At 57.9% G+C, this 14731-nt stretch carries 12 protein-coding genes; 9 read left to right on the top strand and 3 right to left on the bottom strand.

Annotated elements, in window-relative coordinates; translation table 11 throughout:
- Positions 1 to 120 precede the first annotated feature (120 nt).
- The 8 genes from FHC52_RS00620 to FHC52_RS00585 all read left to right on the top strand — a co-directional run bounded on the left by FHC52_RS00620 (position 121) and on the right by FHC52_RS00585 (position 10154).
- Positions 121 to 699 (top strand): YecA family protein, encoded by a 579-nt coding sequence (locus FHC52_RS00620; RefSeq protein ID WP_025912457.1) that lies wholly within the window; start codon positions 121 to 123, stop codon positions 697 to 699.
- Between the two features lie 31 nt (positions 700 to 730).
- On the top strand, positions 731 to 2044 hold the full coding sequence (gene pepP, locus FHC52_RS00615; RefSeq protein WP_086538466.1) for a Xaa-Pro aminopeptidase: 1314 nt from the start codon (positions 731 to 733) through the stop codon (positions 2042 to 2044).
- Positions 2041 to 3219 carry a 2-octaprenyl-6-methoxyphenyl hydroxylase gene (ubiH, locus tag FHC52_RS00610; RefSeq protein ID WP_126288435.1) on the top strand — a complete coding sequence of 393 codons (1179 nt, stop codon included), beginning with the start codon at positions 2041 to 2043 and terminating at the stop codon, positions 3217 to 3219. Before pepP ends, ubiH begins: the two co-directional genes overlap by 4 nt.
- A 12-nt stretch (positions 3220 to 3231) precedes the next feature.
- Positions 3232 to 4434 (top strand): FAD-dependent 2-octaprenylphenol hydroxylase, encoded by a 1203-nt coding sequence (gene ubiI / locus FHC52_RS00605; RefSeq protein ID WP_126288437.1) that lies wholly within the window; start codon positions 3232 to 3234, stop codon positions 4432 to 4434.
- A gap of 397 nt (positions 4435 to 4831) precedes the next feature.
- Positions 4832 to 5926, top strand: coding sequence for a glycine cleavage system aminomethyltransferase GcvT (gene gcvT, locus FHC52_RS00600; protein WP_008499719.1), 1095 nt, complete (start codon positions 4832 to 4834; stop codon positions 5924 to 5926).
- A gap of 23 nt (positions 5927 to 5949) precedes the next feature.
- Positions 5950 to 6339 (top strand): glycine cleavage system protein GcvH, encoded by a 390-nt coding sequence (gcvH, locus tag FHC52_RS00595; RefSeq protein ID WP_008499718.1) that lies wholly within the window; start codon positions 5950 to 5952, stop codon positions 6337 to 6339.
- 127 nt (positions 6340 to 6466) lie between these two features.
- Complete coding sequence (gene gcvP, locus FHC52_RS00590) at positions 6467 to 9340, top strand: aminomethyl-transferring glycine dehydrogenase (protein WP_023294511.1); 2874 nt, start codon at positions 6467 to 6469, stop codon at positions 9338 to 9340.
- A 70-nt stretch (positions 9341 to 9410) separates the two neighbouring features.
- Positions 9411 to 10154 carry an SDR family oxidoreductase gene (locus FHC52_RS00585; RefSeq protein WP_032675464.1) on the top strand — a complete coding sequence of 248 codons (744 nt, stop codon included), beginning with the start codon at positions 9411 to 9413 and terminating at the stop codon, positions 10152 to 10154.
- Between the two features lie 65 nt (positions 10155 to 10219).
- Here FHC52_RS00585 and bglA read toward each other — a convergent pair whose 3' ends face one another.
- Both bglA and FHC52_RS00575 read right to left on the bottom strand, forming a co-directional pair.
- Positions 10220 to 11653: a 6-phospho-beta-glucosidase BglA gene (bglA, locus tag FHC52_RS00580; protein WP_023294510.1), complete on the bottom strand. Its 1434-nt coding sequence runs from the start codon at positions 11651 to 11653 to the stop codon at positions 10220 to 10222.
- A 116-nt stretch (positions 11654 to 11769) separates the two neighbouring features.
- Entirely contained in the window at positions 11770 to 12501 is a 732-nt protein-coding gene (locus FHC52_RS00575) for a MurR/RpiR family transcriptional regulator (protein ID WP_021242053.1), read from the bottom strand.
- 265 nt (positions 12502 to 12766) lie between these two features.
- Between FHC52_RS00575 and FHC52_RS00570 the strand changes: the two genes are divergently transcribed.
- Positions 12767 to 13426: a hemolysin III family protein gene (locus FHC52_RS00570; RefSeq protein WP_021242052.1), complete on the top strand. Its 660-nt coding sequence runs from the start codon at positions 12767 to 12769 to the stop codon at positions 13424 to 13426.
- 84 nt (positions 13427 to 13510) lie between these two features.
- On the opposite strand, the gene ygfZ is transcribed toward FHC52_RS00570, so the two are convergent.
- Positions 13511 to 14491 carry a tRNA-modifying protein YgfZ gene (gene ygfZ / locus FHC52_RS00565; RefSeq protein WP_126288441.1) on the bottom strand — a complete coding sequence of 327 codons (981 nt, stop codon included), beginning with the start codon at positions 14489 to 14491 and terminating at the stop codon, positions 13511 to 13513.
- Between the last annotated feature and the right edge of the window lie 240 nt (positions 14492 to 14731).

Raw genomic sequence — 14731 nt, 5'->3', positions numbered from 1 at the left:
GGCTGCGAAGGGGCGACACTATAGCTACCCTGATGTGAAGATACAAGCCCTTTTCTGGTATCACCAGGGTCCAAAGTGGTAGCATATCATGAAACTTCCCCCCAATGATGACGAATGCGCATGTCTATACAGAACGAAATGCCTGGTTACAAGGATTTAAACCAGTTACTGAACCAGCAGGGAGTCGGTTTAACCCCTGCCGAAATGCACGGTCTGATCAGTGGCATGCTGTGCGGCGGAAACAGCGACAGCTCCTGGCAGCCGCTGATCCACGACCTCACGAATGAAGGGCTGGCGTTTGGTCACGAGCTGGCGGAAGCGCTGCGTAAAATGCACGCCGCCATCAGCGATTCGCTGGAAGACGATGGCTTCCTTTTTCAGCTTTATCTGCCTGACGGCGACGACGTCAGCGTGTTCGATCGCGCCGATGCGCTGGCCGGCTGGGTAAACCACTATCTGCTGGGGTTGGGCGTCACGCAGCCTAAACTGGATAAAGTGACCGGCGAAGCGGGTGAGGCGATCGACGACCTGCGCAACATTGCCCAGCTTGGCTACGATGAAGACGAAGACCAGGAAGAGCTGGAAATGTCTCTCGAAGAGATCATCGAGTACGTGCGCGTGGCGGCACTGCTGTGTCATGACAACTTTACGCGCTCACAGCCGACCGCACCGGAAGTTCGTAAGCCAACCTTACATTAAGAAAAATAACGCACAGGAGGGTGTCATGGTTATCTCGAGTCAAGAGTATTCGCGCCGCCGTCAGGCGCTGCTGGCGAAAATGCAGCCAGGCAGCGCCGCGCTAATTTTTGCTGCGCCTGAAGTGACGCGCAGCGCTGACAGCGAATATCCCTATCGCCAGAGCAGCGATTTCTGGTACTTCACCGGCTTTAACGAGCCGGAAGCGGTACTGGTGCTGATTAAAAGCAATGACACCCACAACCACAGCGTGATTTTCAACCGCGTGCGCGACCTGACGGCCGAAATCTGGTTTGGCCGCCGCCTGGGCCAGGAGGCCGCGCCGGCGAAGCTGGGCGTTGACCGGGCGCTGGCGTTTAGCGAAATCAACCAGCAGCTCTACCAGCTGCTTAACGGCCTCGACGTGCTCTATCACGCGCAGGGCGAATATGCCTACGCCGATGAGATTGTCTTCACCGCGCTGGATAAGCTGCGCAAAGGCTCGCGCCAGAACCTGTCCGCACCTGCCACGCTGACGGACTGGCGTCCGGTGGTGCATGAGATGCGCCTGTTCAAGTCTGAGGAAGAGCTAAATGTGATGCGCCGCGCGGGCGAAATCAGCGCGCTGGCACACACCCGCGCCATGGAGAAATGCCGTCCCGGGATGTTCGAATACCAGCTGGAAGGCGAAATTCACCACGAATTTAACCGCCACGGCGCGCGCTATCCCTCCTACAACACCATTGTCGGCGGCGGGGAAAACGGCTGCATTCTGCACTACACCGAAAACGAAAGTGCGCTGCGCGACGGCGATCTGGTGCTGATTGACGCCGGTTGCGAATATCAGGGCTATGCGGGGGACATCACCCGTACCTTCCCGGTGAACGGTAAATTCTCGCCGGCACAGCGCGCGATTTACGACATTGTTCTCGAATCCCTTGAGACAGCGCTCAAACTGTATCGTCCGGGGACTTCCATGCAGGAAGTGACCGGCGAAGTGGTGCGCATCATGATTACCGGTCTGGTCAGGCTCGGGATCCTGAAAGGGGATGTCGACACCCTGATTGCTGAAAATGCGCACCGACCGTATTTCATGCACGGCCTGAGCCACTGGCTGGGGCTGGATGTGCATGACGTTGGCGCATACGGCACCGACCGTTCGCGCGTGCTGGAGCCGGGCATGGTGTTAACCGTGGAGCCGGGTCTCTACATCGCGCCGGATGCCGACGTGCCAGAAGAATACCGCGGGATTGGCATTCGTATTGAAGACGATATCGTGATTACCGAAACCGGTAACGAAAACCTGACCGCCAGCGTCGTGAAAAACGCTGACGATATCGAGGCGCTGATGGCAGCGGCGCGCGCATGAGCGTGATTATCGTGGGCGGCGGCATGACCGGGGCCACGCTGGCGCTGGCCATTTCGCATATGACGCAGGGCCAGCTTCCGGTGCACCTGGTAGAAGCCGTTGCGCCAGAGGCGTCGAACCACCCCGGTTTTGATGCCCGCGCCATTGCGCTGGCGCAGGGCACCTGCCAGCAGCTTTCCCGCATTGGGATCTGGCAGGCGATTGCCGACCGTGCTACGGCGATCGGGACCGTTCACGTCAGCGATCGCGGACATGCAGGCTTTGTCACGCTGGACGCGCAGGATTACCGGATTGATGCCCTGGGTCAGGTTGTTGAGCTGCACGACGTCGGATTGCGTCTGTTCCGCCTGCTCCAGGACGCGCCGGGCGTCACGCTGCATTGCCCCGCGCGCGTGGCCAGCGTGAGTCGGAGTGACGCGTCGGTCAGCGTGACCCTGGAAAACGGCACCGTCCTTGAAGGCCAGCTTCTGGTCGCTGCGGACGGTTCGCGCTCGTCGCTCGGCACCCAGTGTGGCGTGGAGTGGCGCCAGCAGCCTTACGGGCAGGTGGCGGTCATTGCGAACGTCGCTACCGCAGCTGACCACAACGGCAGGGCCTTTGAGCGCTTTACGCAGCATGGCCCGCTGGCGATGCTGCCGATGTCGGACGGGCGCTGTTCCCTGGTCTGGTGTCACCCGCAGGATAAGGCGGAAGAGGTTAAGGCCTGGTCCGACGAACGTTTTTGTACCGAGCTGCAGAAAGCCTTTGGCTGGCGGCTGGGGCGTATTACCCATGCCGGCAAGCGGACGGTCTACCCGCTTTCGCTGACCACGGCGTCTCAGTCTGTCTCCCATCGTCTGGCGCTTGTCGGTAACGCTGCGCAGACGCTGCACCCCATCGCGGGGCAAGGTTTCAACCTTGGCTTACGCGATGTCATGAGCCTGGCCGAATCTCTGGCGCAGGCGTGGGGCGAGCAAAAAGACTGTGGGGCGTATTCGGTGCTGAGTCATTACCAGAAGCGCCGACAGGCGGATAAAGAGGCCACCATCGGTGTGACCGATGGTCTGGTCCATCTTTTTGCCAATCGCTGGGCACCGCTGGTTGCGGGTCGCAACCTTGGGCTGATGGCGATGGAATTATTCATTCCGGCACGTGACGTGCTGGCGCAGCGGACCCTGGGTTGGGTCGCGCGTTAAGGAGTTATCACCGTGCAAAATGTTGATGTCGCCATCGTTGGCGGCGGAATGGTTGGACTGGCATTGGCCTGCGGATTACAGGGCAGCGGCCTGCGCGTGGCGGTGCTGGAGCAAAAGCAGCCTCAGCCCGTTGCACCGGATGCGCCGCCGGAACTCCGCGTCTCGGCGATCAATGCGGCCAGCGAAAAGCTGCTGACGCACCTTGGCGTCTGGGCAGATATTGTGGCGCACCGCGCCAGCTGCTATCACGGCATGGAAGTGTGGGATAAAGACAGCTTTGGTCATATTGCTTTTGACGATGAAAGCATGGGCTATAGCCATCTGGGGCACATCGTTGAAAACGCGGTGATCCACCACGCGCTCTGGCAGAAAGCACAGCAGTGCGGCGACGTGACGCTGATTGCGCCTGCGCAGATCCAGCAGGTGGCGTGGGGCGAAAACGAGGCGTTTATCACCCTGCAGAGTGGCGACATGCTGACCGCGCGTCTGGTAGTCGGTGCTGACGGTGCCAACTCCTGGCTGCGTAATAAAGCCGATATCCCGCTGACGTACTGGGATTACCGCCATCATGCTCTGGTCGCGACGATCCGTACCGAAGAGCCGCACGGCGGCGTCGCGCGCCAGATTTTCCACAACGATGGCATACTGGCGTTCCTGCCGCTTGCCGATCCGCACCTGTGCTCAATTGTCTGGTCCCTGGTGCCGGAAAAAGCCCAGCAGATGCATGAGGCGACGCCGGAGGCCTTTAACCAGGCGCTGTGCGTGGCCTTTGATAACCGCCTTGGCCTGTGCACGCTTGAAAGCGAGCGTCAGGTATTCCCGTTAACCGGCCGCTACGCGCGCCAGTTTGCGGCGCACCGTCTGGCGCTGGTGGGCGATGCGGCGCATACCATCCATCCGCTGGCCGGGCAGGGCGTCAACCTTGGTTTTATGGACGCGGCGGAGCTGGTAGAAGAGCTGCGTCGCCTGCATCGTGAAGGCAAAGATATCGGCCAGCATCTCTACCTGCGTCGCTACGAGCGCAGCCGCAAGCACAGCGCGGCCATGATGCTGGCGGGCATGCAGGGCTTCCGCGAGCTGTTTGCGGGTGCCAATCCGGCGAAAAAACTGCTGCGCGACATTGGCCTTAAGCTTGCTGACACCCTTCCGGGTGTTAAACCTCAACTCCTCCGTCAGGCGATGGGTCTTAACGACCTGCCGGACTGGCTACGTTAATGTAGACCCCTGTCACACTTTCTTTTCCCGGCCTCTGCGCCGGGGAAATTCCCTCGTTTGAAATATTCTAATTTCACGTCATTTTTCGCATTAGATAATCTAATGTCGTGTTTTTCTCGTTACGGAAATTCGGCCCGTTTTTCCGCACGAAATATCACCATGTGCTAAATCCTGTTAGATCATTGTTAATTTTGTGCGGGGTTAATCGCATTTTTCCAGTGGATAACTCTGTAGGCTTTTCAGCGTTTTTTGGTCATAAGCTAATGTGATGACCTGTTTTGCCTTATGGTTAACCGCCGTTTTCGGTGGTAAGTTCAGGTAAAAGAGAACGTTTGCGTCGGTGCCCGAACGCGGGGCCGATACCGGGTTTCACGGTGAATTTTTCAACGAGGACAAGATGGCTCAACAGACTCCTTTGTACGAACAACACGTGTTATGCGGCGCCCGCATGGTGGACTTCCACGGCTGGATGATGCCGCTGCACTACGGCTCGCAGATTGATGAGCACCACGCGGTGCGCACCGATGCCGGTATGTTCGACGTGTCCCACATGACGATTGTCGATCTGCGCGGTAGCCGCACCCGGGAGTTTTTGCGTTATCTGCTGGCAAACGACGTCGCCAAACTGAAGACGCCGGGTAAAGCGCTCTATACCGGCATGCTGAATGCCTCGGGCGGCGTGATTGATGACCTTATCGTCTACTACTTCACCGAAGATTTCTTCCGCCTCGTTGTAAACTCTGCCACCCGCGAAAAAGACCTCTCCTGGATCACCCAACACGCCGAACCGTATGCCATCGACATCACCGTCCGTGATGACCTGTCGCTGATCGCCGTGCAGGGGCCAAACGCGCAGGCGAAAGCCGCGTCTCTGTTCAACGATGAGCAACGTAAAGCCACCGAAGGCATGAAGCCGTTCTTCGGCGTGCAGGCGGGGGATCTGTTTATCGCCACCACCGGCTACACCGGTGAAGCGGGCTACGAAATTGCGATGCCGAACGAAAAGGCCGCTGATTTCTGGCGTGCGCTGGTGGAGGCGGGCGTGAAGCCTGCGGGCCTGGGCGCGCGCGATACGCTGCGTCTGGAAGCGGGCATGAACCTCTACGGTCAGGAGATGGACGAAGGCGTCTCTCCGCTGGCCGCCAACATGGGCTGGACCATCGCGTGGGAACCGGCTGACCGTGACTTTATTGGCCGTGAAGCGCTGGAGATGCAGCGCGAGAAGGGCACTGAACAGCTGGTTGGCCTGGTGATGAAGGAAAAAGGCGTACTGCGCGGCGAGCTGCCTGTACGTTTTACCGATGCAGACGGCAATCCTCGCGAAGGCGTGATCACCAGCGGAACCTTCTCACCGACGCTGGGCTACAGTATTGCACTGGCACGCGTGCCGGCGGGCATTGGCGAAACGGCGGTGGTGCAAATCCGCAACCGCGAAATGCCGGTCAACGTGACCAAACCGATTTTTGTTCGCGCCGGTAAGCCGGTCGCCTAACTATTTTTATCAGGAGAACTTCAATGAGCAATGTGCCAGCAGAACTGAAATACAGCAAAGAACACGAGTGGCTGCGTAAAGAGGCAGATGGCACTTACACCGTCGGGATCACCGAGCACGCGCAGGAGCTGCTGGGCGACATGGTGTTTGTTGACCTACCTGACGTGGGCACGACCGTGAGCGCGGGCGACGACTGCGCCGTGGCGGAGTCCGTAAAAGCGGCATCAGACATCTACGCACCGGTAAGCGGTGAGATTGTTGCGGTCAACGACGCGCTGAGCGACTCCCCGGAGCTGGTCAACAGCGAGCCTTATGAAGGCGGCTGGATCTTCAAGATCAAAGCCAGCGACGAATCCCAGGTTGCCGCGCTGCTGGATGCGACCGCATACGAAGCACTACTGGAAGACGAATAACGTTGTGCCGGATGGCGCTGCGCTTATCCGGCCTGGAGATCAACGTAGGCCCGGTAAGCGTTAGCGCCACCGGGCAACAGCGTTACAGATAACTACGATTCACTGCACGTTTCAGGAACCATCGCTCATGACACAGACTTTAAGCCAGCTTGAAAACCGTGGCGCCTTCATTGAACGTCACATTGGGCCGGATGCTCAGCAACAGCAGGAGATGCTGAAGACGGTTGGCGCGGATTCATTAAACGCACTGATCGGCCAGATTGTGCCAAAAGACATCCAGCTAGCCACGCCGCCTCAGGTGGGGGAAGCCACCACGGAGTTCGCCGCGCTGGCGGAGCTGAAGGCTATCGCCGGCCTGAACAAGCGCTATAAGTCTTACATTGGCATGGGCTACACCAACGTGCAGTTGCCGCCGGTGATCCTGCGCAACATGCTGGAAAACCCGGGCTGGTACACCGCCTATACGCCGTATCAGCCAGAAGTGTCCCAGGGTCGCCTGGAAGCGCTGCTGAACTTCCAGCAGGTAACGCTGGATCTGACCGGTATGGATATCGCCTCCGCGTCTCTGCTCGATGAAGCGACCGCCGCCGCCGAAGCGATGGCGATGGCGAAGCGCGTGAGCAAGCTGAAAAATGCCAACCGCTTCTTCGTGGCGGCGGACGTGCATCCGCAGACGCTGGACGTGGTGCGCACACGTGCGGAAACCTTCGGCTTTGACGTGATCGTCGATGACGCTGACAAAGTGCTGGATCACCAGGACGTCTTCGGCGTGCTGCTGCAGCAGGTGGGCACCACCGGTGAAGTTCACGACTACGGCGCGCTGATTGCCGAGCTGAAATCCCGCAAGGTGGTTGTGAGCGTTGCCGCCGATTTTATGGCGCTGGTGCTGCTGACGGCGCCGGGCAAACAGGGCGCGGATATCGTATTCGGCTCTGCGCAGCGCTTCGGCGTACCGATGGGCTACGGCGGCCCGCACGCGGCGTTCTTCGGCGCGAAAGATGAATTCAAACGTTCCATGCCAGGCCGTATTATCGGCGTCTCCAAAGATGCTGCCGGTAACACCGCGCTGCGCATGGCGATGCAGACCCGCGAGCAGCATATCCGCCGCGAGAAAGCGAACTCCAACATCTGTACCTCACAGGTGCTGCTGGCAAACATCGCCAGCCTGTACGCCGTGTTCCACGGTCCGGCAGGCCTGAAACGCATTGCCAGCCGCATTCACCGCCTGGCCGATATCCTGGCCTGCGGCCTGCAGCAAAAAGGTCTTAAGCTGCGCCATGCCCACTACTTCGATACCCTGTGCGTGGACGTGGCGGACAAAGCCGCCGTGCTGGCACGCGCGGACGCGGCAAAGATCAACCTGCGCAGCGACATCCACAACGCCGTCGGCATTACGCTGGATGAAAGCACCACCCGCGACGATATCCTGAACCTGTTCAGCGTGCTGCTGGGTGACGCGCACGGTCTGGACATTGACGCACTCGACAAAGACGTTGCGCTCGACAGCCGCTCCATTCAGGACAGCATGCTGCGTAACGACGCCATCCTGACGCACCCGGTCTTCAATCGCTACCACAGCGAGACCGAGATGATGCGTTACATGCACTCTCTGGAGCGCAAGGATCTGGCGCTGAACCAGGCGATGATCCCGCTGGGATCCTGCACCATGAAGCTGAACGCCGCGGCAGAGATGATCCCGATCACCTGGCCTGAATTCTCCGAGCTGCACCCGTTCTGCCCGCCGGAGCAGGCGGAAGGTTATCACGTGATGATTAACCAGCTTTCCGACTGGCTGGTGAAGCTGACCGGTTACGACGCGCTCTGCATGCAGCCGAACTCCGGCGCGCAGGGTGAATATGCGGGCCTGCTGGCAATCCGTCACTATCACGAAAGCCGCAACGAAGGCCATCGCGATATCTGCCTGATCCCAAGCTCCGCCCACGGCACCAACCCGGCTTCAGCCCAGATGGCGGGCATGGAAGTCGTGGTGGTCGCGTGCGATAAGAACGGCAACATCGACCTGGCTGACCTGCGCGCGAAAGCCGAACAGGCGGGCGACAAGCTCTCCTGCATCATGGTGACCTATCCGTCCACCCACGGCGTGTACGAAGAGACCATCCGTGAAGTGTGCGAAGTGGTGCACCAGTTCGGCGGTCAGGTATACCTCGATGGCGCGAACATGAACGCGCAGGTGGGCATTACCTCTCCGGGCTTTATCGGCGCGGACGTGTCGCACCTTAACCTGCACAAAACCTTCTGCATCCCGCACGGCGGTGGCGGCCCGGGCATGGGCCCAATCGGCGTGAAGGCGCACCTGGCACCGTTTGTCCCAGGCCACAGCGTTGTGCAGATCGAAGGCATGCTGACCCGTCAGGGCGCGGTCTCTGCGGCACCGTTCGGTAGCGCCTCTATCCTGCCAATCAGCTGGATGTACATCCGCATGATGGGCGCGGAAGGGCTGAAGCAGGCGAGCCAGGTGGCCATTCTGAACGCCAACTACATTGCGACGCGCCTGAAGTCTGCCTTCCCGGTGCTCTATACCGGCCGCGACGGTCGCGTGGCGCACGAGTGCATCCTCGATATTCGTCCGCTGAAAGAGCAGACCGGCATTAGCGAGCTGGATATTGCCAAACGCCTGATCGACTACGGCTTCCACGCGCCTACCATGTCGTTCCCGGTTGCGGGCACGCTGATGGTGGAGCCAACGGAGTCCGAAAGCAAAGCCGAGCTGGACCGCTTTATCGACGCGATGCTGGCCATCCGCATGGAAATTGACCGCGTGCAGGACGGCGAGTGGACGCTGGAAGATAACCCGCTGGTCAACGCTCCGCACACCCAGCACGAGCTGGTGGCCGAGTGGAACCACGGCTATTCCCGCGAGCTGGCAGTCTTCCCGGCGGGCGTGGCGAACAAATACTGGCCGACCGTGAAGCGTCTTGATGACGTCTACGGCGACCGTAACCTGTTCTGCTCCTGCGTGCCGATGAGCGAATACCAGTAACATTGCTGATGTAGTAACGTAGGCCGGGTAAGGCGAAGCCGCCACCCGGCTTTTTTATTGGGAGAAGAAAATGGGCATTGCACTTGTGACCGGCGCCAGCCGGGGCATAGGGAAGGCCACTGCGCTGCAGCTGGCCCGCGAAGGCTACACCGTGGCGGTGAACTATCATCACAACATTAAGGCCGCAACGGATGTGATCAACCAGATTGTTGAGGCGGGCGGTAAAGCCTTTGCCGTTCGGGCAGACATCAGTGATGAAGCTCAGGTGCTGGCGATGTTTGAAAGCCTCGATCGTGAAGGCGAGCCGCTGACCGCGCTGGTCAATAATGCGGGGATTCTGTTTGAGCAATCCACCATCGAGAATCTCTCCGCCGAGCGCATTAACCGCGTCCTGGCGACCAACGTTACGGGCTACTTCCTCTGCTGCCGGGAAGCGGTAAAACGCATGTCCTTCAAACATGGCGGCAAGGGCGGGGCGATAGTGAATGTCTCTTCCGCGGCGTCCCGCCTGGGCGCACCGGGTGAATATGTGGATTACGCCGCGTCCAAGGGGGCGGTGGATTCGCTGACCACGGGGCTGTCGCTGGAGGTGGCGGCGCAGGGCATTCGCGTCAACTGCGTCCGTCCGGGCCTGATCTATACCGATATTCATGCTTCCGGCGGAGAACCGGGGCGAGTGGATCGCGTGAAAGCGTTACTGCCGATGCAGCGCGGCGGCCAGCCGGAAGAGGTCGCCCAGGCGATTGTCTGGCTGCTGAGCGAAAAGGCGTCGTACGTGACGGGAAGTTTTATTGAGTTAGCGGGCGGGAAATAAGCCGGGTGGCGGCCCGGCCTCCTATTCGTGTAGGCCCGGTAAGCGCAGTGCCACCGGGCAAAAAATCACAGCGCCTCGCCGTTGCTGGCAATCACGCCTTTATACCACTCGAAGCTCTTCTTGCGGGAACGCGACATGTCGCCCGTGCCGTCGTCGTGCTTGTTCACGTAGATAAAGCCGTAGCGCTTGCTGTACTGGCCGGTGGTGAACGACACGCAGTCGATACAGCCCCATGGCGTATAGCCCATCAGATCGACGCCATCGTGGGTGACGGCTTTGATCATCTCCTCCACGTGGGCACGCAGGTAGTCGATGCGATAGTCATCGTTGATGCTGCCGTCTTCTTCCACCTTGTCGTAGGCACCGAAGCCGTTTTCAACGATAAACAGCGGCTTCTGGTAACGCTCGTACAGTTCGCACAGGGAATAGCGCAGGCCCACCGGGTCAATCTGCCAGCCCCAGTCGGACGCCTTCACGTGCGGGTTCGGCACGCTGCCTTCGAAACCGGAAATGGCATCGCCGGTGCCGCCTTCCGCCTTCACCGCGTTGGTCATGTAGTAGCTGAAGCCCAGGTAGTCGCAGGTGCCTTCGCGCAGGATCTGCTCGTCACCCGCTTCCATTTTGATGGAGAAGCCACGACGCTCCCATTCGTTCAGCACGTAGGAGGGGTAGTAGCCGCGCAGCTGGACGTCGGTAAAGACGTAGCGCTCGCGCATCGATTCCTGGGCGAACATCACGTCTTCCGGTTTGCAGGAGAACGGATAGAGCGCCACCATCGCCAGCATGCAGCCGACTTTCATCTCCGGGTTGATGCGGCGCGCGGCCTTCACCGCCAGGGCGCTGGCCACAAACTGATGATGCAGGACCTGGTACATGGTCTCTTCCGGATTTTCATGTTCCGTATAGACCACGCCCGAGCAGCAGTAGCCGAAGAGCGGGGCGCGCCAGTTACGCTGGTTGTTGATTTCGTTGAAGGTCATCCAGTATTTGACCTTGTTTTTGTAGCGCTCGAAGACCACTTCCGCGAAGCGTACAAAGAAATCGACCACTTTACGGTTGGTCCAGCTGCCGTACTCCTTCACCAGGTGCAGCGGCATTTCGAAGTGGGAGAGGGTGATCACCGGTTCGATGTTGTATTTCAGCAGCTCATCGAACATGTCGTCGTAAAACTTCAGCCCTTCTTCGTTTGGCTGCGTTTCGTCACCGTTCGGGAAGATACGCGTCCAGGCAATCGAGGTGCGGAAACACTTGAAGCCCATCTCGGCAAACAGCTTGATGTCTTCTTTGTAATGGCCGTGGAAATCAATCGCCTCATGGTTGGGATAGTATTTTCCCGGCACCACGTCCTGCGTGATTTCGCGCGGCACGCCGTGTGCGCCGCCGGTTAATACGTCGCAAATGCTTGGTCCTTTGCCGCCTTTGTTCCAGCCGCCTTCAACCTGGTGAGCGGCAACCGCGCCACCCCATAAAAAATCTTTTGGTAAGGTCAATTTTTTCATCGCTGCTATTCTCAATAAATGGCTTATTGGCATCGAGTCTAGCAAAGCGAAATTAAATGTCACGATATAACAAATTGGGCATAATGTGATTTGTCACATCCAAAAAACAGGATGTTTTATTCTGCAAGTTTCTTCGCCAGCTTACGGCCGAGAGATTCCAGAATATAGATGACGGGAATTTGCGTGGTGATATCGTAGACGCCTGCAATACGCGTCTGGGGAACGTGCCAGGAGAGATTAAAGTCCGCCAGTTTTGCGAGGCGCGAGTGCTCGTGGCTGGTAATGGAGAGCACCTTGCAGTGATGCAGGCTAAACTGGCTGGCGAAGCGCAGGATCTCCTCGGTCTCACCCGAGACGGAGAGCACAATCGCCAGCGCATTTTTCGCCATGTCATTGGTGACCGGGAAATAAGGGTCATCAATATGGTTACTGAATTTTCCGATATTAGAAAAGAAACGTGCGCCATATTTTGCCAGCGAGCCTGATGTCCCTGCGCCGACAAATATAATGCGTTCCGACGATAAAATAATATCGACCGCACTATCTAATAACGCGTCGAACTCTTCATTATTTACGCTTTTAAAGAAGCTGATTATTTCGCTGGCGCCGAAATTCGCCTGCTGGGGCTCGTTTTGTTCAAGATAAAGCTTAAAGCGAACGCGAAACTCCGAGTAGCCTTCGCAGTTAAGCTTGCGGCAAAAGCGCAGGATAGTGGTCGTCGAGACACCCGCCGCATCCGCCAGCTCGCGGATGGTCATGTACATGACTTTGTCACGGTTTTTAATGACATAGTTGTAGACCATCATCTCCAGGTTATTGAGACTGGCAATGGCGGAGTGGGTGAACATACTCACAATGGCATAACTCTTATTCAGACCTCATGTATCCATCATAACATGCGGCCAGACGGCAGGATCCATTTTTATGCTCTTGATTCTTAATGGTTAAATTTTAATGTGAACAAATGTTAGGTGAAAAATTTATTTATGTCTATGATTTATAGTCATAAATTCTGATGTGAAATTATTTTAGCTAACAGGTGTTCACTGGAATCATTCTCAGTTAGCATAGTGATGCGATGAATAATCATCTTTTGTTTTCCCGGAGTTTTGTATGGTGAGCAGACCATTAATCGCACAGGGATATTCGCTGGCTGAGGAAATAGCCAACAGCATCAGCCACGGCATTGGCCTGGTGTTTGGGATTGTCGGTTTAGTGTTATTGCTGGTGCAGGCGGTAGATGCCAATGCCAGCGCGATGGCTATTACCAGCTACAGCCTCTATGGCGGGAGCATGATCCTGCTGTTTCTGGCCTCGACGCTGTATCACGCGATCCCGCATCAGCGGGCCAAGATGTGGCTCAAGAAATTTGACCACTGCGCTATCTACCTTCTCATTGCAGGTACCTACACGCCGTTTCTGCTGGTGGGGCTCAACTCACCGCTGTCGCGCGGGCTGATGATCGTTATCTGGAGCCTGGCGCTGCTCGGGATCCTGTTTAAGCTCACCATCGCGCACCGGTTTAAGGTGCTGTCGCTGGTCACCTATCTGACCATGGGCTGGCTGTCGCTGATCGTGGTGTACCAGCTGGCAATCAAACTGTCGATAGGGGGCGTAACGCTTCTGGCCTTAGGCGGCGTGGTGTACTCGCTCGGCGTCATTTTCTACGTCTGCAAGCGCATTCCCTACAACCATGCCATCTGGCACGGCTTTGTGCTGGGCGGCAGCGTGTGCCACTTTTTGGCGATTTATTTGTACGTGGGGCAGGTGTAGTTTTTCGTCGGGTGGCGGCTTCGCCTCACCCGACCTACGGGATAAGTAGGCCCGGTAAGCGCAGCGCCACCGGGCGATACAGCATCACTCTTCCAGAGAATACGGCAGCGGCTCGATGCTCAGTGTGTTCACATCGTCACGCACGCGGAACACGCTGTCCGCTTCCATGTCGTTATTCATAACGGCCTGTACCAGAAGACGTCCATCCTCCAGCTGTACGGCGGCTAATACTGTGCCGGTACGGCGCCAGTTTTCACCCATCTTCAGCTCTAAATCTTCACTCGCTTCAGGGACGCGGCTGGCATGTCCCGCCAGCGTCCACAGCGCGCGTTTGTTTGCTCCGCGGAATTTTGCCCGCGCGACCATCTCCTGGCCGGTGTAGCAGCCTTTTTTAAAGCTGATGCCGCCCAGCGCCTGTAAGTTCGTTGCCTGAGGAATAAACTGCGCGCTGTTTGCAGCGTCAATGATCGGCAGACCCGCTTCGATGTTCAGCGCCAGCCACTGCTGACTATTGTTGAGCTGCGCTTCGCCGCGCAGCGCCTCGGTGACGCGTTCGGCAGTTGCCGCATCCGTGACTAACAGGAAACGCTCCGCCGGGTGTTCAAACCACAGGATTGAGGTGGCGCCTTCGCTGACGAGCTGCTTTTCGGCATCCGGCAGTTTGCTGAACAGGTTTTTCAGCGCCGCACGCGCCTGGAAGCCGGCCACACCCAGCAGGACATGTTCGTCGTCTGCGGCAATGGTGACTTTGGAAAAGACCGCGTATTTTTTCAGCTCTTTGAGCTGGGCGTCTCGCAGGCTGCGGCGCTCAATAAAGGCAAAGCCGTCCTGACGGCGGAACAGACGCAGGTTGCTCCACATTTTGCCTTTTGGATCGCAATGGGCGGCCAGCAGGTGCTGGTGTTCGGTCATCTGGCTGACGTCGGCGGTCACCTGGCCCTGCAGATATTTTTCGGCGTCGGCACCGGTGAGCGTTGCCAGCGCCCAGTCATCAAGAGAAATAAGCGTCAGCGGCAGACGCGCAGAGGCGGCGGGCTGGCGAGGAGAAAATGGTGTAAAGGCCATAACGATATCCTGAATTGCTTAACGCTTTGATAATGCCTAATGGTAAAAGAGCCTGCAGGCAATGCAAGCGCTTTCAACAGGCCATTTGTGCCATAAACCGGTTCTGCGTAGCGCCACGCAAAATAGTGTAATCCGCTGTGTTTGTAGGGATTATTCTGGAAGCCTGCTCGTTGATCGCAATATTCCAGTAATGAAACGGTCAAAAACACGTTACACTAGCTGGTGTCCCCGTAGAGAAAT

Origin of the sequence: Enterobacter sp. EC_64, from assembly GCF_019584165.1 — a bacterium.
GTDB classification, from domain to species: Bacteria; Pseudomonadota; Gammaproteobacteria; order Enterobacterales; family Enterobacteriaceae; genus Enterobacter; species Enterobacter roggenkampii.
This window is presented reverse-complemented; position numbering and strand designations above follow the sequence as displayed.